The sequence below is a fragment of the Stenotrophomonas sp. 96582_Sma genome (assembly GCF_056480905.1).
Genome location: NZ_CM151122.1, coordinates 1017341 through 1032610 on the forward strand (window position 1 = coordinate 1017341; position 15270 = coordinate 1032610).

Genomic DNA, 15270 nt, shown 5'->3' on the forward strand with positions numbered 1-15270 from the left:
GTAGGCATCCACCAACAGTTGTTTCCCAGCAGAAACTGCGGTTCAGCGCTTCTGCGCGAACAGCCACGCCCACATGGCCGGGTCGGCGTAGGTAGCGTCCCAGGCATTGTGATTGCCTTCCGGGTACTCGGTGTAGCGCACATCGCGTGCGTTGGCGCTCTGGAATGCGGCATGCAGCCTGCGGTCGTCATCCGGAGGCACCACGTCGTCCAGCGCGCCGTGGAAGATCCAGACCGGCGTGTGCTGCAGGCGCTGCGCGATCACGGCATACGGATCGGTTTCCTGGGCGACCTGCTCGACGAACAGGGTCGGGCGCTTTGCGCGTGGTGCCAGCACGGCACCGCACACGGGGACGATCGCGGCAAAGCGGCGCGGGTCATCCAGGGCGATGTTCCAGCTGCCGTAGCCGCCCATCGACATGCCGGTCAGGTACTGCCGTGCCGGGTCGGCGCCGAACTCGGTGATCGTCGCGTCCAGCGCGGCAACGGCCGCACGGTTGTTGCGGCCGCTCCATTCCTCATGGCCCGGTACCTGTGGAAACACCACCAGGGCAGGGAAGTCGGGATGCTCGCGCAGATAAGGCCCCAGCCCGGCGTGGGTCTGCTTGATGCCATCGGCGCCGCGCTCGCCCGAACCGTGCAGGAACAGGATGACCGGGACGTTGGAGGTTGCGGGCGTCTGCCCACCAGGGCTGCGGGCCTGCAGGCCCGCGGGAATGAACACCTGGTAGTAAGCCGTGTGCCCGTCCACCTTCACCGCACGTGCTTCGAAGCGGCCACGCGCGCTGTCCGGCAGCGAAGTGCAACCGCTCATCATCAGAAGGGCCAGCAATGGCAGCCAGCGCGACAGCAAACGGACCATGGGGTTTTCCGAAGCGGCGAGAACGCCTGCATCGTAGTCCGCCAACGTCGGCCCGGCATCATGCGCCGCGTCACTGCGGGCGCGGGAAGCTGGCGATGATGTCCAGCTGCTCCTGTGCCTCGGCATTGCCTTCGGCGGCCGCAGCCTGCACCTGCGCCATATCCGGGTGCAGCACCACCAGCAGCGGGTTCTCGCAGACCGGGCAGTCGTACTCGGTGGCGTCCTCGTCCAGCTCCATCTCCATGGCACGCGAGCTGCCCTTCCATTCGCAGGCCGGGCAGGTGTGCTGCTGGTCGCGCCAGCCGGGCTGGAAGTAGTTTTCTATCGTTGTTGCCATGGGTGTTCCCGTTGAGTGGGGTCCGAGCCCGCTTGGCGGGGCCCGATCCTTGATGCGGTCAGTGCAGCAGCACCAGGGTGGCCAGGCCGAGGAAGGTGAAGAAGCCCATCGAATCGGTCACGGCGGTCAGGAAGATGCCGCTGGCCAGCGCCGGGTCGAAGCCGAAGCGTTTCAGGGTCAGTGGCACCAGCACGCCGGCCAACGCGGCGAACAGCAGGTTGCAGGTCAGCGCGATGGCGATCACCGCCGACAACCCGGGCGAGTGGAACCAAGCGAGTACGATCAGGCCCAGCACCGAACCCAGCATCACGCCGTTCAACAAGGCGACCCGCACTTCCTTCCACAGCAGCGTGCGCGCGTTGGAGGCGCCCACCTGGCCCAACGCCAGGCCACGCACCATCAGCGCCAGCACCTGGGTGCCGGCGTTGCCTCCGAGGCCCGCAACGATCGGCATCAGCACCGCCAGCGCCACCAGCTTGTCGATGGTGCCCTCGAAGTGGCCGACCACGCTGGACGCCAGGAATGCCGTGCACAGATTGACCGACAGCCACATCAGGCGGCGGCGCATGGCGCGCCAGACCGGGCTGAACAGATCCTCGTCCTCGTCCAGGCCGGCGGCGCCAAGCGCCTGGTGCTCGGCCTGTCCACGGATGATGTCGACCACGTCATCGATGGTGATGCGGCCGACCAGGATGTTGTTGTCGTCCACCACCGGCGCGGAGATCCAGTCATGGTCGGAGAACTGGCGGGCGACCTCCTGGTCGCTTTCGCCGACATCGATCGCCGGTTGCTCGTCGTCGATCAGGCGGTTGATCGGGGTGGTGTCCTCGTGGGTCACCAGTGCCGCCAGCGACACCCGGCCGAGGTATTGATGGCGACGGCTGACCACGAACAGATGATCGGTGTGGTCGGGCAGTTCGCCACGCAGGCGCAGGTAGCGCAGCACCACGTCAACGTTGACGTCGGCGCGCACGGTCACCACGTCCGGGTTCATCAGGCGGCCGGCGCTGTCCTCGGGGTAGGACAGCACCTGCTCCAAGCGCTCGCGGTTCTCGCGGTCCATCGACTTGAGGACTTCGTCGATGACCGTGTCCGGCAGATCTTCGACCAGGTCGGCCAGATCGTCGATGTCCAGGTCTTCGACCGCGGCGATGATCTCGTCCGGGTCCATGTCGGCGAGCAGGCTCTCGCGCACGTCGTCGCCGACGTGGACCAGCACCTCACCGTCATCTTCCGGATCGACCAGGCCCCAGACCACCTCGCGCTTGCCCGGCGGCAGCGATTCGAGCAGGTTGCCGATCTCGGCCGGGGCCAGGGTGTTGACCAGGCGGCGCACCGGGCCCAGCCGACCGCTGTCCAGTGCGTCGGACAGCATCCGCAGTTGGCGCGCAGTCTTGTCGTGGCGTACAGCTTCAGCCATCGCAGCTCCCGCGGGATAAGAAAAGCCGCGATCCCGGCAAGGATGCGGCAACAGGGGTGTTCAGCGCGTCATTATCGCAAGGGGATGTTTCAACGCATAGCCGCCGGGCGGTGGTAGTGCCGGCCGCTGGCCGGCAAGCGGCCCCATCGAAGGCCATGAGGTTGCCGGCCAGCGGCCGGCACTACCCTTGGCGCTCAGGGCGTATCCGCCACCAGCGCCAGCCAGCGCTCGATCGCGCGGCGGTCGCGTGCGGCCAGCAGCTTCGGTGCGCGCGCGCGCAGCGCGGCCAGGTCGGCCTCGCGGATCGCGCGGCGCACCTCCAGCAGTGTGCCGGGGTGCAGGCTGAATTCGCTCAGGCCCAGCGCCAGCAGCAGCGGAGTCATCCGTGCATCACCGGCCATCTCACCGCAGACCGCCACCGGAATGCGATGCCGCGCGCCGGTCTCGATCACCATCTGCAGCAACCGCAGCACGGCCGGATGCAGCGGCGAATACAGCTCGCCCAGTGCCTCGTTGTTGCGGTCGGCGGCCAGCAGGTACTGCACCAGGTCGTTGGTGCCGATCGACAGGAAGTCGACCAGGTCGATGAAGCTCTCCAGCGCCAACGCCGCAGCGGGCACCTCGATCATCGCCCCCAGCGGCACATGGTCGGACACCATGTGGCCTTCGCTGCGCAGCTGTTCGGTCAGCTTGAGCATGCGCCGGCGCACCGCCAGCAGTTCCTCGCGGGTGCTGACCATCGGCACCAGCACGCGCAGCTTGCCGTAGGCCGAGGCGCGCAGGATCGCGCGCAGCTGGGTGTCGGCCACCTTGGGCCGTGCCAGCGACAGGCGTACGCCGCGCAGTCCCAGGGCCGGGTTTTCTTCGTTGCTCAGGGTCAGGCCGGTGCGGTCGGCCTTGTCCGCGCCCAGATCGAGCGTGCGGATGGTGACCGGTCGCCCGCTCATGCCCAACGCGGCATCGCGGTAGGTCTGGAACTGTTCTTCTTCGTCCGGCAGCTCGTTGCGCTGCAGGAACAGGAATTCGGTGCGGTACAGGCCCAGCCCCTGCGCGCCCAGCGCATGCGCCTGGGTGACGTCCTCCAGCGATTCGGCATTGGCCAGCAGGGCGATGTCGACCTGGTCGCGGGTACGGCTGGGTTTGCTGCGCAGGCGGCCGAGCTCGCGCTGCTCGCGCGCATGTTCTTTCAGGCGCGCGCGGTAGTCGCGCAGGTTGTCGGCCTGCGGGTTGGCGGTGATGCTGCCGTCGGCGCCATCGATGATCAGCACGTCGCCATCGGCGATGCGGCTGAGTAGCTGCGGCACGTTGACGATCAAGGGCAGGTGCAGGCTGCGCGCCAGGATCGCACTGTGCGACAGCGCGCTGCCGGCGGCGGTGACGATGCCGACCACGCCCTGCGCCTGCAACTGGGCAAGCTCGGAGGGCGCGATGTTGTCGCAGACCAGGATTTCACCGGCCAGGCCTTTCATCACCGGCGGGCGTTCGGGCTGCAGGAAGGCGTGGATGCGGCCGATCACATGGTCGAGGTCGTCCATGCGGCTCTTCAGATAGGCATCGTCCATGCCATCGAAGACCTTGGCCAAGCGGTCACGCTGCAGGCGCAGCGCATAGCCGGCGCTGTACGGGCCGCTGCGGATCAGCTCGTCCAGCCCGAACAACAGCTCGGGGTCGTCCAGCAGCAGGGCATGCAGGTCGAGGAACTCGCCCACCTCCTGGTTCAGGGCGCCATGCAGGCGCTGCCGCAGTTCGTGCATTTCGGTGCGCGCGGCATCCACCGCGCGGTGCAGGCGGGCCAGCTCGGCCTCGACCTGATGGGCGGCGACGCGCTGCTCGGCCACTTCCAGCGCATGTGGCAGGCGCACCCGCGCCCGGCCCATCGCCGCGCCACGGGCAGCACCGTGCCCGGCCAGCAGCTGTACCGGCCGCTGGCCGGAAGGGACCTGGCCGGCGCGCGCGCGTGGCACGCTCAGCTGTCCTCGTCGAAGCGGCGTTCGAACAGGCCGACCACCGCTTCCATCGCGGCGGCTTCGTCCTCGCCGTTGATGCGCACCGTGACCGGGGTGCCCTGGCCGGCGGCCAGCAGCATCACGCCCATGATGCTCTTGGCGTTGATCTCACGGCCCTTGGCGGCCATGGTCACGTTGCAGCGGAACGGCGCCAGGGTCTGCACCAGCTTGGCGGTGGCCCGGGCGTGCAGGCCCAGGCGGTTGCTCACGGTGAGTTCTCGTTCAAGCATCGTCGACTATCGCTCCATTACGGGTACCCGCCGCGGCTGTGGCGGGCAGTTGATCCAGTCCCTGTTCCGGATAATTCATCACCCGCAGCAACATCGGCAGGCTCAGCGCCGACACCCGGCGAACCGGGGTCCCCAGCCGGGCCAGCTGCCCGGCAAGGTTGGCGGGGCTGGCGCCGTACAGGTCGGTCAGGATCAGCACGCCTTCACCATTGTCGACCCGCCGCAGAGCGGCTGAGGCGAGCGGGAGCAGGGCGTCCAGGTCTGCGTCGAACGGTACTTCGAAAGCTTCGGTTTTCAGCGGCAATTGCCGCAGGAGCCGGGTCGCCACGTCTAGCAGGGCGGTCCCGACCCCGGGATGTGTTACGAGGAGAATGCCACAGGTCATTACTGCACGTTAACAGGTCAAGGTGAATTGGCGATAGCAGCAGATGAGGGGCACTGTGTCCCGTATTCAGTGTTGCTCGGGTCGGAGCCCATTTCCGTTGGAAAAGGATCCGACCCCATCCGTTTTTCGATGCCTGACCGGGATTCATCCACGCATGGCGTGGATCTACTGTGTCGACCAAGGTCGACACCCACCAACAGCACACCGCCTCGCCATCCCAGGGAATGCCGCTTTTGCTTTTGCTGTTGCCGGCCAGCGGCCGGCACTACCCGCGGGTGCCGGGCGCAGCCCGGCCGCACCCCTCAATCCTGTTCGCGGTGGTAGGTCGCCACGTCTTCCCAGCCCATCTCGCGGGCATGCCGGGCCAGGCGCTCGGCCAGGAACACCGAACGGTGCTTGCCGCCGGTGCAGCCGAAGGCCACGGTCACATAGCTGCGGGTGCCATCCCCCAGCTTCGGCAGCCAGGTATCGAGGAAATCCATCAGCTGGGTCAGGTAGCGCTGCACGTCCGGCTGCGCTTCCAGGTAGTCGCGCACGCCCGGTTCGCGGCCACTCAGCGCACGCAGATCCGGGTCCCAGTGTGGATTGGGCAGCACCCGCGCATCGAACACGAAGTCAGCCTCGGCCGGCACGCCGCGCTTGTAGGCGAACGATTCGAACAGCAACGACAGGCCGGTGGCATGGTCCATCGTGAACTCGGTGATGATCCGCCGCCGCAGCTGATGCACGTTGAGATTGCTGGTATCGATCACCGCATCGGCCTCGCGGCGCAGCGGTGCGGTCAATTCACGCTCACGCGCGATCGCTTCGGGCAGCGACAGGCCCAGCTGGCTCAGTGGATGGCGGCGGCGGGTGTCGGCGTAGCGTTTGAGCACGGCCTCGTCGCTGGCCTCGAAGAACAGCACCTTCACTTCCACGCCGGCATCGGTGGCCAGCTGCCGCCAGTCGCCCAGCTGGCTCAGGTCGGCCTGGCCGCGCACGTCGATGCCTACGGCAAGGCGGCGTGGTGCGCTGCCGTCGTGGTTGGCCAGCAGGCTGCGCACGAAGTCGGGCAGCAGATTGATCGGCAGGTTGTCCGAGCAGTAGTAGTCCTGGTCCTCGAAGGTCTTCAGGGCGACGGATTTACCCGAGCCGGACAGGCCGCTGACGATGATCAGGGTCGGGGCGGAGGGGGTGACGGTGCTCATGGACAGGCTCTTCGAAGGACAGGGGAATCAGGGTGTTCGCCGTTCCAGCAGGTTGCTGTGGCGGGCGATGAACATGGCTGCCGGGTCGATGCCCTTGGTGCGCAGGATGTGCAGGCGGGTCGCGGCCTCGGTCAGCACGGCCAGGTTGCGGCCGGGCATCACCGGCAGGGTGATCAGCGGTACATCCAGGTCCAGCACATGGCGGGTGCCCGAGTCGCCGGTCAGGCGCTCGTAGCCATGCGGGGTGGGTTCGGTCATCGGCTTGGTCAGGTGGACGATCAGCCGAAGGTACTTGTTCTTCTTTACAGCCGTGTCGCCGAACATCTCGCGCACGTTCAGCACGCCCAGGCCGCGCACTTCCAGCAGGTCCTGCAGCAGTTCGGGGCAGGTGCCATCGAGCACGTCGGGCGCGATCTGGGTGAATTCGGGCGCATCATCGGCGACCAGGCGGTGGCCGCGGCTGAGCAGCTCCAGCGCCAGTTCGCTCTTGCCCGATCCGGCCTCGCCGGTGATCAGCACGCCGATGGAATAGATCTCCATGAACACGCCATGCAGGATGACCCGCGGCGCCAGCGTGCGGGCCAGGTGGTAGGACAGATGGTTGAGCAGTTCGTGGCCGCGCTTGGGTGACAGCCACAGCGGCGTGCCGGATTCATCCGCGGCGGCGCGCAGGTCTTCCGGGCAGGCCTGGTTGCGGGTCAGCACCAGCGCCAGCGGGTGCGACTGCATGATCTTTTCGATGGTCTCCCAACGCTGGCGTGGTTCCAGCGCATCCAGCCAGGACAGCTCTTCGGTGCCCAGGATCTGCACCTTGTTGGGGTAGATCGCATTGAGATAACCAGCCAGCGATGGACGCCGCGAGACCGTGTTGCCGGCCTCCAGCTCGCGCTTCTCGCCGGACTTGCCGGCAGCCCAGCGCAGCCCCAGCCGCTCGCGCTGCTGTTCGAACAGTTCACGGGCGGTGATGCTGGTATTCATGCGGCACTCGCAGGTGGGGTCATGTCCAGCGCCTCGCGCAGCGCCCGGGCATCGCCCGCTTCGCGCAGGGCCTGGCGGATGTCGGGCGCCGAAAACAGCTCGGCCAGCTCGGACAGCAGCATCAGGTGCTGGTGGGTGTAGTGGGCGGGGACGGCCATGGCGAACACCAGGTCCACCGGCTCGTCGCCACCGAAGTCGACCGGGGTGGCCAACCGCAGCAGGGCGCCGCGGGGGCGGTCCAGGGTTGGCGCGCGGCCGTGGGGAATGGCGATGCCGTGACCGATCGCGGTGCTGCCCAGCGCTTCGCGCTGACACAGGTTCAGATAGATCTGTTCGGCGTTGGCCTGGCGGCAGGCCAGCAACCCGGCGGCGGCCTGCAGGACGCTGTCGCGGTCGGTGGCCGTGCAGAGCTGGGTCTGCACGGCCGCCAGGAGGTCAGTCAGGGGCATGTCTGCGGGGAACGGTGGCGATCAGCCACCATTGTCGCCCACCGGCAGCGGTGCGTGCTGCTGTTTTTTCTCCTTGTGCTTGATCACCAGACGGTCAAGCTTGTCCGCAAGCAGGTCGATCGCGGCATACATGGTCTGGGCATTGGCCTCGGCGTGCAGGGTCTGGCCGGGAATGTTGAGGCTGGCGTCGACGTGGTGTTCGGTCTTCTGCAGCTTGAGGGTCACCCGCGCTTCGCAGTGCTGGTCGAAGTGTTTGCCGATCCGGGCCAGCTTCTCCTCTACATAGGACTGCAGGGCCGGGGTGACTTCGACATCTTTGCCAAACGTTTCGATGCGCATCGGGTTTCTCCTGTGTTCGGATGTGCCAATGAACCTCTCCGCCGGGCGCGGCGGCGCGTCAAGCGATTCTGACCCTTTCGTGCGAGGCGGAAATGTTCATGGCTTCACGATACTTCGCCACGGTGCGTCGCGCTACTGGAATTCCCGACGATTTGAGCAGGTCAGCCAGCTTGGCGTCAGAAAGCGGCTTGCGTGGGTTCTCGTCGTCGATCAGGCGCCGGATCATCGCCTGGATGGCCGTGCTGGACGCCTCGCCACCGCCCTCGGTATCGATGCCCGAGGCGAAGAAGGCGCGCAGCGGCAGGGTGCCGCGCGGGGTACGCACGTGCTTGCGGGCGATCGCGCGCGAGACCGTGGATTCGTGCAGGCCGAGCTCGGTGGCGATCTCGCGCAGGGTCAGTGGACGCAGCGCCTGCTCGCCGAATTCGAGGAAGCCGGCCTGCTGCAGGATCAGGCTGCGTACCACCCGCAGCAGGGTTTCGCCACGCTGCTGCAGCCCTTTCAGCAGCCAGCGCGCTTCCTGCAGCTGGGCACGCAGGTAGCCGGCATCGGCGTCGCCACAACGTCGGATCAGCTGTTCGTAGCCGCGGTGGATCACCACCTTCGGCCCGGCATGCGCGGCCAGCGCTGCGCGCCATACGCCGTTCTGCCGCCACACCACCACATCCGGCACCACGTAGGTGTCCTGCGACAGCGGTGCGATCTGCGTGCCCGGGCGCGGGTCCAGCGAGCGCAGCAGGGTGACTGCCGTCTCGACCTCGTCCAGGGGCTGTTTCAGTTCATGGGCCAGCCCGGCGACGCCGCTGCGCGGCAGCCGTTCCAGCGGGCCTGCGGCAATCTGTCGCGCCAGCACCAGGCCGGGCGTGTCACCGGCCAGCACATCCAGCTGCAGCAGCAGGCATTCGCCCAGCGTGCGTGCAGCCACACCGACCGGATCGAAACGCTGGATGCGATGCAGCACGGCGAGGATCTCGTCCTCGTCGGCGTGGATCGCCGGCAACAGGGTTTCGGCGATGCCGGCCAGCGGCTCGCGCAGGTAACCGTCGTCGTCCAGCGCATCGATCAGTGCGGCACCGATACTGCGATCACGCGAGGACAGATGCGACAGATGCAGCTGCCACAGCAGATGGTCGGCCAGTGTTTCGGTTTCGGCTACGCGCTCGGCGGCGCTGCCGGTGTCGTCGTCATCGTCGAAGCTGCCGCCGCTGCCGGCCGCGCTCCAGTCCAGTTCGGCCGGTGCCCAGTCGTCACCAGCATCGGTACGTTCTGCGGGGGCGTCACCGTCGTTGCCATCGCTGCCTTCGTTGCCGGCGCTGCTGCTGTCACTGCTGTCGGCCCAGTCCAGCAGCGGATTGCTTTCCACCGCCTGGGCGATCTCCAGCTCCAGCTCGGTGGTGGACATCTGCAGCAGCTTGATCGCCTGCTGCAACTGGGGCGTGAGCACCAGCTGCTGTCCCATCGATGTCTGCAGCCGAGTCTTCATGCCTGTGCCGAAGGGAAGGAGAGGAACCCGGCGACTGCTTCACAGCTTGAAGGAATCCCCGAGGTAGACGCGACGTACATCGGCGTTGTCCAGGATCGCTTCCGGCGAACCCTGGGCCAGCACGCTGCCCTCGGCGAGGATATACGCGCGGTCGCAGATACCCAAGGTCTCGCGCACGTTGTGGTCGGTGATCAGCACACCGATGCCACGCTGCTTGAGATGGGTGACGATGCGCTGGATCTCGCCGACGGAAATCGGGTCGACGCCGGCGAACGGTTCGTCGAGCAGGATCAGGCGCGGCTGCGCGGCCAGGGCACGGGCGATCTCGCAGCGGCGACGTTCGCCACCGGACAGGCTGGCGCCGAGCTGGTCGGCGACGTGGCCCAGCTGCAGTTCGTCGAGCAGGCTGTTCAATTCACGCTCGCGGCCAGCCGAATCCAGGCCCTCGCGCAGCTCCAGCACCAGGCGGATGTTGTCGGCCACGGTCAGCTTGCGGAACACCGACGGCTCCTGCGGCAGGTAACCCACGCCCTGCTTGGCCCGGGTATACATCGGGTCGCCGGTGATGTCCTTGCCGTCGAGCACGATGCTGCCAGCATCGGCGGCAACCAGGCCGACGATCATGTAGAAGCAGGTGGTCTTGCCGGCGCCGTTGGGGCCGAGCAGGCCGACCACTTCACCGGCGTCGAGGGTCAGCCCGAAGTCCTTGACGACTTCGCGTTGCTTGTACTTCTTGCGCAGGCCCTTGGCGACGAGCATTACTTCCTGCTCCCGGCCGGCTGTGCCGGCGTGGTGGCCTTGGGCTGTGCCGCAGGTGCGGCCGGGGTCTTGTTCTTCGGCGGGATGACGGTGCGCACGCGGCTGCCGTCACCACCGGAGTTCATTTCGCCGGTGCGGGTGTTGTAGATCATGCGCTGGCCGGCATTGGTGCCGCGCGCGCTGGTGACCTTGTAGTTGCCGGTCAGGGTGATGATCTCGGTCTTGATGTCGTAGTCGATGCGATCGGCCAGCGCGTCCATCCAGGTGCCATCATCGAGCTGCTGCTTCATCTTGGCCTGCTTGCCGGTGAACACCACACGCACCGCTTCGCCGTCCTTGAGGTAGATCTCGGCCTCGGACGAGCGCAGGTCCAGCGTGCCCTGGGTGATGATCACGCCCTGCGACAGCACGGTCTTGCCGTCGCCGGTGAGCATGCCCGACTGGGCGCCGGAATCGATGTGCATGTCTTCGTTGCGGTCGGTGGACTTGGCGAAGGCGGCGCTGGGGACAAGAAGACCAAGCGCGAGTACGGCGGCAAAGGGAATCTTCATCGGGGTCCGTTCTACCGGTGGGGGCCTCCCGGGTGGACCGGGGGCGGGCGGGTGGGGCTGCCGGCCTTGCGCCTGTCCGGAGACGTCGCAGGCTGGCGGCGGAATCAGCGTTTGGGCGTGTAGCGGCCCTTGGACTGGCTGAGGAAATGATACGTGTTGTTCTTCGAATCCACTTCGAAGCCGACGCCGGACTGTTCCATGCCCGGGCGGGTCATGGTCACCAGGGCGTCGGTGCGGGCGCGGTTTTCCTTCGGGAACACGTCCAGATGATCGGTGCGGAAGGTGGTCGGCACCGTGCCCGGGCCGACCGGGCTGTCGCCGGCGACATTGCCGCGCAGCTTCATCTCGTCGCCCTTGGCGCTGAGCCAGCCGGTTTCGGCACGCAGGGTCCAGTGCCTGCCATCCTTGTCCGGCATCTCGAACAACGGCGTGGCGATGTTGATGGTCTGGTCACCGCGCTGGCGTTCCAGCAACGGCGCACGCAGCGTGGTCGATTCCTTGCCTTGCTCATCCAGGGCGACGATCTGGAAGTCGTGCAGGATGTAATCCACGCCCACTTCCTGGCCGCCACTGGCTGGCCCCTTGTCGCGGTTGCGCAGCGCCGCCCAGCTGCTCAGCAGGGCGGCCAGCAGCAGGCCGATGCCGAGCAGGGTGCGCCAGTTCACGGTCGGCAGGTTCATGCGCCGAACCTCGCCAGCACCGCATCCACATGCCCCTGCGCGGCCAGCAGGATGTCGCACAGCTCGCGCGCGGCGCCACGCCCGCCATCGGCACGGGTCTGCCAGTGCACGCGCTCGGCGATCCACGGATGGGCGTTGGCCGGCGCCACGGCCAGGCCGACCGCGCCCAGCGGCGCCAGGTCCGGCAGGTCATCGCCCATGAAGGCCACCTGTTCCAGGCCGATGCCATGCTGCGCGCACAGCGCCTGCACGCTGGCCAGCTTGTCGCCCACGGCGATCTGGGTGTCGATGCCGAGGTCGGCGCCGCGCTTGAGCGCGGACTGGCTGTTGCGCGCGGTGATCAGCACGGGGTGGATGCCGTGCTGCTGCAGCAGTTTCAGGCCCAGGCCATCCTGCACGAAGTATGCCTTGCTCTCGTTGCCGTCCTTGTCGTAGTACAGCCGACCGTCGGTGAGGGTGCCGTCCACGTCGAAGCAGGCCAGGCGGATACGGGCCGCGGCGGCATGCAGGTGGGCAGGGAAGGCGGGCAGGGGGGACCAGGGCATCAGGGCGGCAGGCTCGGTGGGTTCGGGTGGGGCAGTACAGACTGAATGGGGTCTACGGACTGTCGGTTAAACCACCCGGGCCCGCAACAGGTCATGAATGTTCAGGGCGCCGACCGCACGGCCCTGGTCATCGACCACGATCAGGCCGGTGATCTTGTGGGTCTCCATCAGCCGGGCCGCCTCCACCGCCAGCTGGTCGGCGCCGATGGTGCGTGGGTTGCGCGTCATCACATCGGCGATCTTGGCGGTGCGCACGTCCAGCGCGCTGTCCAGCGCGCGGCGCAGGTCGCCGTCGGTGAACAGGCCGATCAGCACGCCGCCGGCATCGACCACGGCGGTCATGCCCAGCCGTTTGCGGCTCATCTCCATCAGCGCTTCACTGAGACTGGCGTCGGCGCCCACGCTGGGCAGGTCGTCGCCGGTGTGCATCACGTCGGTGATGTGCAGCAGCAGGCGGCGGCCGAGGCTGCCGGCCGGGTGTGAACGGGCGAAATCGTCGGCGGTGAAGCCGCGTGCGTCGAGCAGGGCCACGGCCAGCGCGTCGCCCATCGCCAGCGAGGCGGTGGTGCTGGAGGTCGGCGCCAGCGCCAGCGGACAGGCCTCGGCCGGCACGCTCACGTCCAGGTGGATGTCGGCGGCGGTGGCCAGGCTGGACTGTGGGCGCCCGGTCATGGAAATCAGCACGTTGCCCTGGCGCTTGAGCACCGGCAGCAGCATCAGCACTTCGTCCGACTCGCCCGAATAGGACAGCGCCAGCACCACGTCGTCCTCGGTGATCATGCCGAGGTCGCCGTGGCCGGCTTCACCCGGGTGCACGTAGAACGCCGGCGTACCGGTGGACGCCAGGGTGGCGGCGATCTTGCGGGCGATGTGCCCGGACTTGCCCATGCCGGTGGCGACCACCCGGCCGCGGCTGGCCAGGATCGCCTGGCAGGCCTGCTGGAACGCCTCGCCAAGGCGGTCGGCCACGGCGTCCAGCGCCTGCCGCTCGATCTCGAAGACGCGGCGGCCGCTGGCGACCAGGCCGGCAGGGTCGACGGAACGGGGGGGCAACAGGGATTCGGCCATGCGGACGCCACGCAGCGGAAGTAGAATGGAGGCACATTTTATTAGGAAAGCCCGTTGGACGCCGACACCATCCGCAATCTGATCGAAACCGGCCTGCCCGGCGCCCGCGCCGACGTGCAGGGCGACGATGGCGTGCATTTCGAAGCGACCGTGGTCTGCGAGGCCTTCGCCGGCAAGATGCCGCTGGCCCGCCACCGCATGGTGTATGCCACGCTGGGCGACCTGATGGGCGGCGCGATCCACGCGCTGGCGCTGAAAACCGTGACCCCGGCCGAAGCCGGCTGAACCGCAGAAGATCCCGAATACATGGCCAAGATCGTTGTGACCGGCGGCGCTGCGCTGCACGGTGAAGTGAGCATCTCCGGCGCCAAGAACGCCGTCCTCCCCATTCTCTGCGCGACCCTGCTGGCCGATGCGCCGGTGGAGATCACCAACGTGCCGCACCTGCACGACGTGGTCACCACGGTGAAGCTGCTCGGCGAGCTGGGCGCCAAGGTCACCATCGACCAGGGCACGCTGTCGCGCGGCAGCGCGATCGTGGTCGACCCGCGTCCGGTCAACCAGCACGTCGCACCGTATGAGCTGGTCAAGACCATGCGCGCCTCGATCCTGGTGCTGGGCCCGCTGCTGGCCCGCTTCGGTGCGGCCGAAGTATCGCTGCCGGGCGGCTGCGCGATCGGTTCGCGTCCGGTCGACCAGCACATCAAGGGCCTGCAGGCGCTGGGTGCCGAGATCGTGGTCGAGAACGGCTTCATCAAGGCCACCGCCAAGCGGCTGAAGGGGGGGCACTTCACCTTCGACATGGTCAGCGTCACCGGCACCGAGAACGTGCTGATGGGCGCGGTGCTGGCCGAAGGCACCACCATCCTCGACAACTGCGCGATGGAACCGGAAGTGACCGATCTGGCGCACTGCCTGATCGCGCTGGGCGCGAAGATCGAAGGCCTGGGCACTGCCCGCCTGGTGATCGAAGGTGTCGAGCGCCTGTCCGGCGGCCGCCATGAAGTGCTGCCCGACCGCATCGAGACCGGCACCTTCCTGGTGGCCGCAGCGATGACCGGTGGCAAGGTCACGGTCAACCGTGCGCGCCCGAACACCATGGACGCGGTGCTGTCCAAGCTGGTCGAAGCCGGTGCGAAGATCGAGACCACCGACGACAGCATCACCCTGGACATGCAGGGCAAGCGGCCGAAGGCGGTCAACCTGACCACCGCGCCGTACCCGGCATTCCCGACCGACATGCAGGCGCAGTTCATGGCGCTCAACTGCGTGGCCGACGGCGTGGGCGTGATCAACGAAACGATCTTCGAGAACCGTTTCATGCACGTCAACGAACTGCTGCGCCTGGGCGCGGACATCCAGGTCGAAGGGCATACCGCCATCGTGCGTGGCAACGAGCACCTGAGCGGCGCGCCGGTGATGGCCACCGACCTGCGCGCCTCGGCCTCGCTGATCCTGGCCGGCCTGATGGCCAGCGGCGATACCACCATCGACCGCATCTACCACCTTGATCGTGGCTACGAGAACATCGAAGAGAAGCTGTCTTCGCTCGGCGCCACCATCCGGCGCGTGCCATGATCCTGCGCGGCAAGTTCAGCCCGCGTCGCAAGGCGCTGCTGGCCCTGGTGCTGATCGTGCTGGCGTGGCTGGGCTATGCCTGGTACGCCAACATCGCCATCACCCAGGGCATCGAGCAGAAGGACATGGACTGGAACGGCGATGGCACGGTCTCGCGTGATGAAATCATCGAGTCGTTCTATGCGGTCGCAGTGAACGACAGCCAGGACGGCAACCGTCATTGCCGCACCTTCGTCTGGCGCAGCACCGGTGAGCAGATCCGCGTGGACTGCCGGACCGAGTTCAAGCCGGCCGAGGAACAGAAACCGGCTGAAGCGAAGAAATAAGAAAACGCCCGCGAAAGCGGGCGTTTTCTTTGGGGTACACCCATCCACGCATGGCGTCGATCTACTTCAGGTTTCCAGTAGATCCACG

The 15270-nt window shown here is 67.3% G+C and carries 19 protein-coding genes; 3 read left to right on the top strand and 16 right to left on the bottom strand.

Annotated features, from left to right (window positions below; translation table 11 throughout):
- Window positions 1-42: 42 nt before the first annotated feature.
- The 16 genes from ACZK2R_RS04705 to ACZK2R_RS04780 all read right to left on the bottom strand — a co-directional run bounded on the left by ACZK2R_RS04705 (window position 43) and on the right by ACZK2R_RS04780 (window position 13278).
- Window positions 43-861, bottom strand: a complete 819-nt coding sequence (locus ACZK2R_RS04705) for a carboxylesterase family protein (RefSeq protein ID WP_180838214.1) — start codon at window positions 859-861, stop codon at window positions 43-45.
- A gap of 70 nt (window positions 862-931) precedes the next feature.
- A complete protein-coding gene (locus ACZK2R_RS04710) occupies window positions 932-1198 on the bottom strand; it encodes a hypothetical protein (protein ID WP_010483664.1) in 267 nt (88 codons plus the stop codon).
- Between the two features lie 58 nt (window positions 1199-1256).
- Window positions 1257-2618, bottom strand: coding sequence for a magnesium transporter (gene mgtE, locus ACZK2R_RS04715; RefSeq protein ID WP_010483662.1), 1362 nt, complete (start codon window positions 2616-2618; stop codon window positions 1257-1259).
- 194 nt (window positions 2619-2812) lie between these two features.
- On the bottom strand, window positions 2813-4582 hold the full coding sequence (ptsP, locus tag ACZK2R_RS04720) for a phosphoenolpyruvate--protein phosphotransferase (protein WP_100437450.1): 1770 nt from the start codon (window positions 4580-4582) through the stop codon (window positions 2813-2815).
- A gap of 2 nt (window positions 4583-4584) precedes the next feature.
- Window positions 4585-4854 (bottom strand): HPr family phosphocarrier protein, encoded by a 270-nt coding sequence (locus ACZK2R_RS04725; protein ID WP_005408385.1) that lies wholly within the window; start codon window positions 4852-4854, stop codon window positions 4585-4587.
- Window positions 4847-5239: a PTS sugar transporter subunit IIA gene (locus ACZK2R_RS04730; RefSeq protein WP_049462131.1), complete on the bottom strand. Its 393-nt coding sequence runs from the start codon at window positions 5237-5239 to the stop codon at window positions 4847-4849. The genes ACZK2R_RS04725 and ACZK2R_RS04730 overlap by 8 nt, the downstream gene beginning before the upstream one ends.
- Window positions 5240-5541: 302 nt before the next feature.
- Complete coding sequence (gene rapZ, locus ACZK2R_RS04735) at window positions 5542-6426, bottom strand: RNase adapter RapZ (RefSeq protein WP_032130190.1); 885 nt, start codon at window positions 6424-6426, stop codon at window positions 5542-5544.
- 27 nt (window positions 6427-6453) lie between these two features.
- Window positions 6454-7404 (bottom strand): HPr(Ser) kinase/phosphatase, encoded by a 951-nt coding sequence (gene hprK, locus ACZK2R_RS04740; RefSeq protein ID WP_005408388.1) that lies wholly within the window; start codon window positions 7402-7404, stop codon window positions 6454-6456.
- Window positions 7401-7853: a PTS sugar transporter subunit IIA gene (locus ACZK2R_RS04745; protein WP_032130191.1), complete on the bottom strand. Its 453-nt coding sequence runs from the start codon at window positions 7851-7853 to the stop codon at window positions 7401-7403. The genes hprK and ACZK2R_RS04745 overlap by 4 nt, the downstream gene beginning before the upstream one ends.
- 21 nt (window positions 7854-7874) lie before the next feature.
- Window positions 7875-8192, bottom strand: a complete 318-nt coding sequence (gene hpf / locus ACZK2R_RS04750) for a ribosome hibernation-promoting factor, HPF/YfiA family (protein WP_004147311.1) — start codon at window positions 8190-8192, stop codon at window positions 7875-7877.
- 58 nt (window positions 8193-8250) lie between these two features.
- Window positions 8251-9675: an RNA polymerase factor sigma-54 gene (locus ACZK2R_RS04755; RefSeq protein WP_180838126.1), complete on the bottom strand. Its 1425-nt coding sequence runs from the start codon at window positions 9673-9675 to the stop codon at window positions 8251-8253.
- 39 nt (window positions 9676-9714) lie between these two features.
- Complete coding sequence (gene lptB / locus ACZK2R_RS04760; protein ID WP_049400688.1) at window positions 9715-10434, bottom strand: LPS export ABC transporter ATP-binding protein; 720 nt, start codon at window positions 10432-10434, stop codon at window positions 9715-9717.
- Window positions 10434-10985, bottom strand: coding sequence for a lipopolysaccharide transport periplasmic protein LptA (gene lptA, locus ACZK2R_RS04765; RefSeq protein ID WP_049462882.1), 552 nt, complete (start codon window positions 10983-10985; stop codon window positions 10434-10436). Before lptA ends, lptB begins: the two co-directional genes overlap by 1 nt.
- A gap of 104 nt (window positions 10986-11089) precedes the next feature.
- Window positions 11090-11665: an LPS export ABC transporter periplasmic protein LptC gene (lptC, locus tag ACZK2R_RS04770; RefSeq protein ID WP_071228064.1), complete on the bottom strand. Its 576-nt coding sequence runs from the start codon at window positions 11663-11665 to the stop codon at window positions 11090-11092.
- Window positions 11662-12210 carry a KdsC family phosphatase gene (locus ACZK2R_RS04775; RefSeq protein ID WP_049398160.1) on the bottom strand — a complete coding sequence of 183 codons (549 nt, stop codon included), beginning with the start codon at window positions 12208-12210 and terminating at the stop codon, window positions 11662-11664. Before ACZK2R_RS04775 ends, lptC begins: the two co-directional genes overlap by 4 nt.
- Before the next feature lie 66 nt (window positions 12211-12276).
- Window positions 12277-13278, bottom strand: a complete 1002-nt coding sequence (locus ACZK2R_RS04780; protein WP_032130370.1) for a KpsF/GutQ family sugar-phosphate isomerase — start codon at window positions 13276-13278, stop codon at window positions 12277-12279.
- A gap of 54 nt (window positions 13279-13332) precedes the next feature.
- Between ACZK2R_RS04780 and ACZK2R_RS04785 the strand changes: the two genes are divergently transcribed.
- Genes ACZK2R_RS04785 through ACZK2R_RS04795 form a run of 3 tightly spaced genes read left to right on the top strand, consistent with a single transcriptional unit; the run spans window position 13333 to window position 15182 of the window.
- Window positions 13333-13563: a BolA family protein gene (locus ACZK2R_RS04785; protein WP_005408396.1), complete on the top strand. Its 231-nt coding sequence runs from the start codon at window positions 13333-13335 to the stop codon at window positions 13561-13563.
- A gap of 21 nt (window positions 13564-13584) precedes the next feature.
- Window positions 13585-14856 (top strand): UDP-N-acetylglucosamine 1-carboxyvinyltransferase, encoded by a 1272-nt coding sequence (murA, locus tag ACZK2R_RS04790; protein ID WP_180838127.1) that lies wholly within the window; start codon window positions 13585-13587, stop codon window positions 14854-14856.
- The gene (locus tag ACZK2R_RS04795; RefSeq protein ID WP_032130368.1) at window positions 14853-15182 is read left to right on the top strand and encodes a hypothetical protein; all 330 of its coding nucleotides are present in this window, start codon (window positions 14853-14855) and stop codon (window positions 15180-15182) included. The genes murA and ACZK2R_RS04795 overlap by 4 nt, the downstream gene beginning before the upstream one ends.
- The last annotated feature ends 88 nt before the right edge of the window (window positions 15183-15270 follow it).

Bases quoted from the DNA above. Each gene is read 5' to 3' on its own strand.
- ACZK2R_RS04705 (WP_180838214.1), bottom strand. From the start codon at position 861: ATGGTCCGTTTGCTGTCGCGCTGGCTGCCATTGCTGGCCCTTCTGATG.
- ACZK2R_RS04710 (WP_010483664.1), bottom strand. From the start codon at position 1,198: ATGGCAACAACGATAGAAAACTACTTCCAGCCCGGCTGGCGCGACCAG.
- mgtE (WP_010483662.1), bottom strand. From the start codon at position 2,618: ATGGCTGAAGCTGTACGCCACGACAAGACTGCGCGCCAACTGCGGATG.
- ACZK2R_RS04725 (WP_005408385.1), bottom strand. From the start codon at position 4,854: ATGCTTGAACGAGAACTCACCGTGAGCAACCGCCTGGGCCTGCACGCC.
- ACZK2R_RS04730 (WP_049462131.1), bottom strand. From the start codon at position 5,239: ATGACCTGTGGCATTCTCCTCGTAACACATCCCGGGGTCGGGACCGCC.
- rapZ (WP_032130190.1), bottom strand. From the start codon at position 6,426: ATGAGCACCGTCACCCCCTCCGCCCCGACCCTGATCATCGTCAGCGGC.
- hprK (WP_005408388.1), bottom strand. From the start codon at position 7,404: ATGAATACCAGCATCACCGCCCGTGAACTGTTCGAACAGCAGCGCGAG.
- ACZK2R_RS04745 (WP_032130191.1), bottom strand. From the start codon at position 7,853: ATGCCCCTGACTGACCTCCTGGCGGCCGTGCAGACCCAGCTCTGCACG.
- hpf (WP_004147311.1), bottom strand. From the start codon at position 8,192: ATGCGCATCGAAACGTTTGGCAAAGATGTCGAAGTCACCCCGGCCCTG.
- ACZK2R_RS04755 (WP_180838126.1), bottom strand. From the start codon at position 9,675: ATGAAGACTCGGCTGCAGACATCGATGGGACAGCAGCTGGTGCTCACG.
- lptB (WP_049400688.1), bottom strand. From the start codon at position 10,434: ATGCTCGTCGCCAAGGGCCTGCGCAAGAAGTACAAGCAACGCGAAGTC.
- lptA (WP_049462882.1), bottom strand. From the start codon at position 10,985: ATGAAGATTCCCTTTGCCGCCGTACTCGCGCTTGGTCTTCTTGTCCCC.
- lptC (WP_071228064.1), bottom strand. From the start codon at position 11,665: ATGAACCTGCCGACCGTGAACTGGCGCACCCTGCTCGGCATCGGCCTG.
- ACZK2R_RS04775 (WP_049398160.1), bottom strand. From the start codon at position 12,210: ATGCCCTGGTCCCCCCTGCCCGCCTTCCCTGCCCACCTGCATGCCGCC.
- ACZK2R_RS04780 (WP_032130370.1), bottom strand. From the start codon at position 13,278: ATGGCCGAATCCCTGTTGCCCCCCCGTTCCGTCGACCCTGCCGGCCTG.
- murA (WP_180838127.1), top strand. From the start codon at position 13,585: ATGGCCAAGATCGTTGTGACCGGCGGCGCTGCGCTGCACGGTGAAGTG.
- ACZK2R_RS04795 (WP_032130368.1), top strand. From the start codon at position 14,853: ATGATCCTGCGCGGCAAGTTCAGCCCGCGTCGCAAGGCGCTGCTGGCC.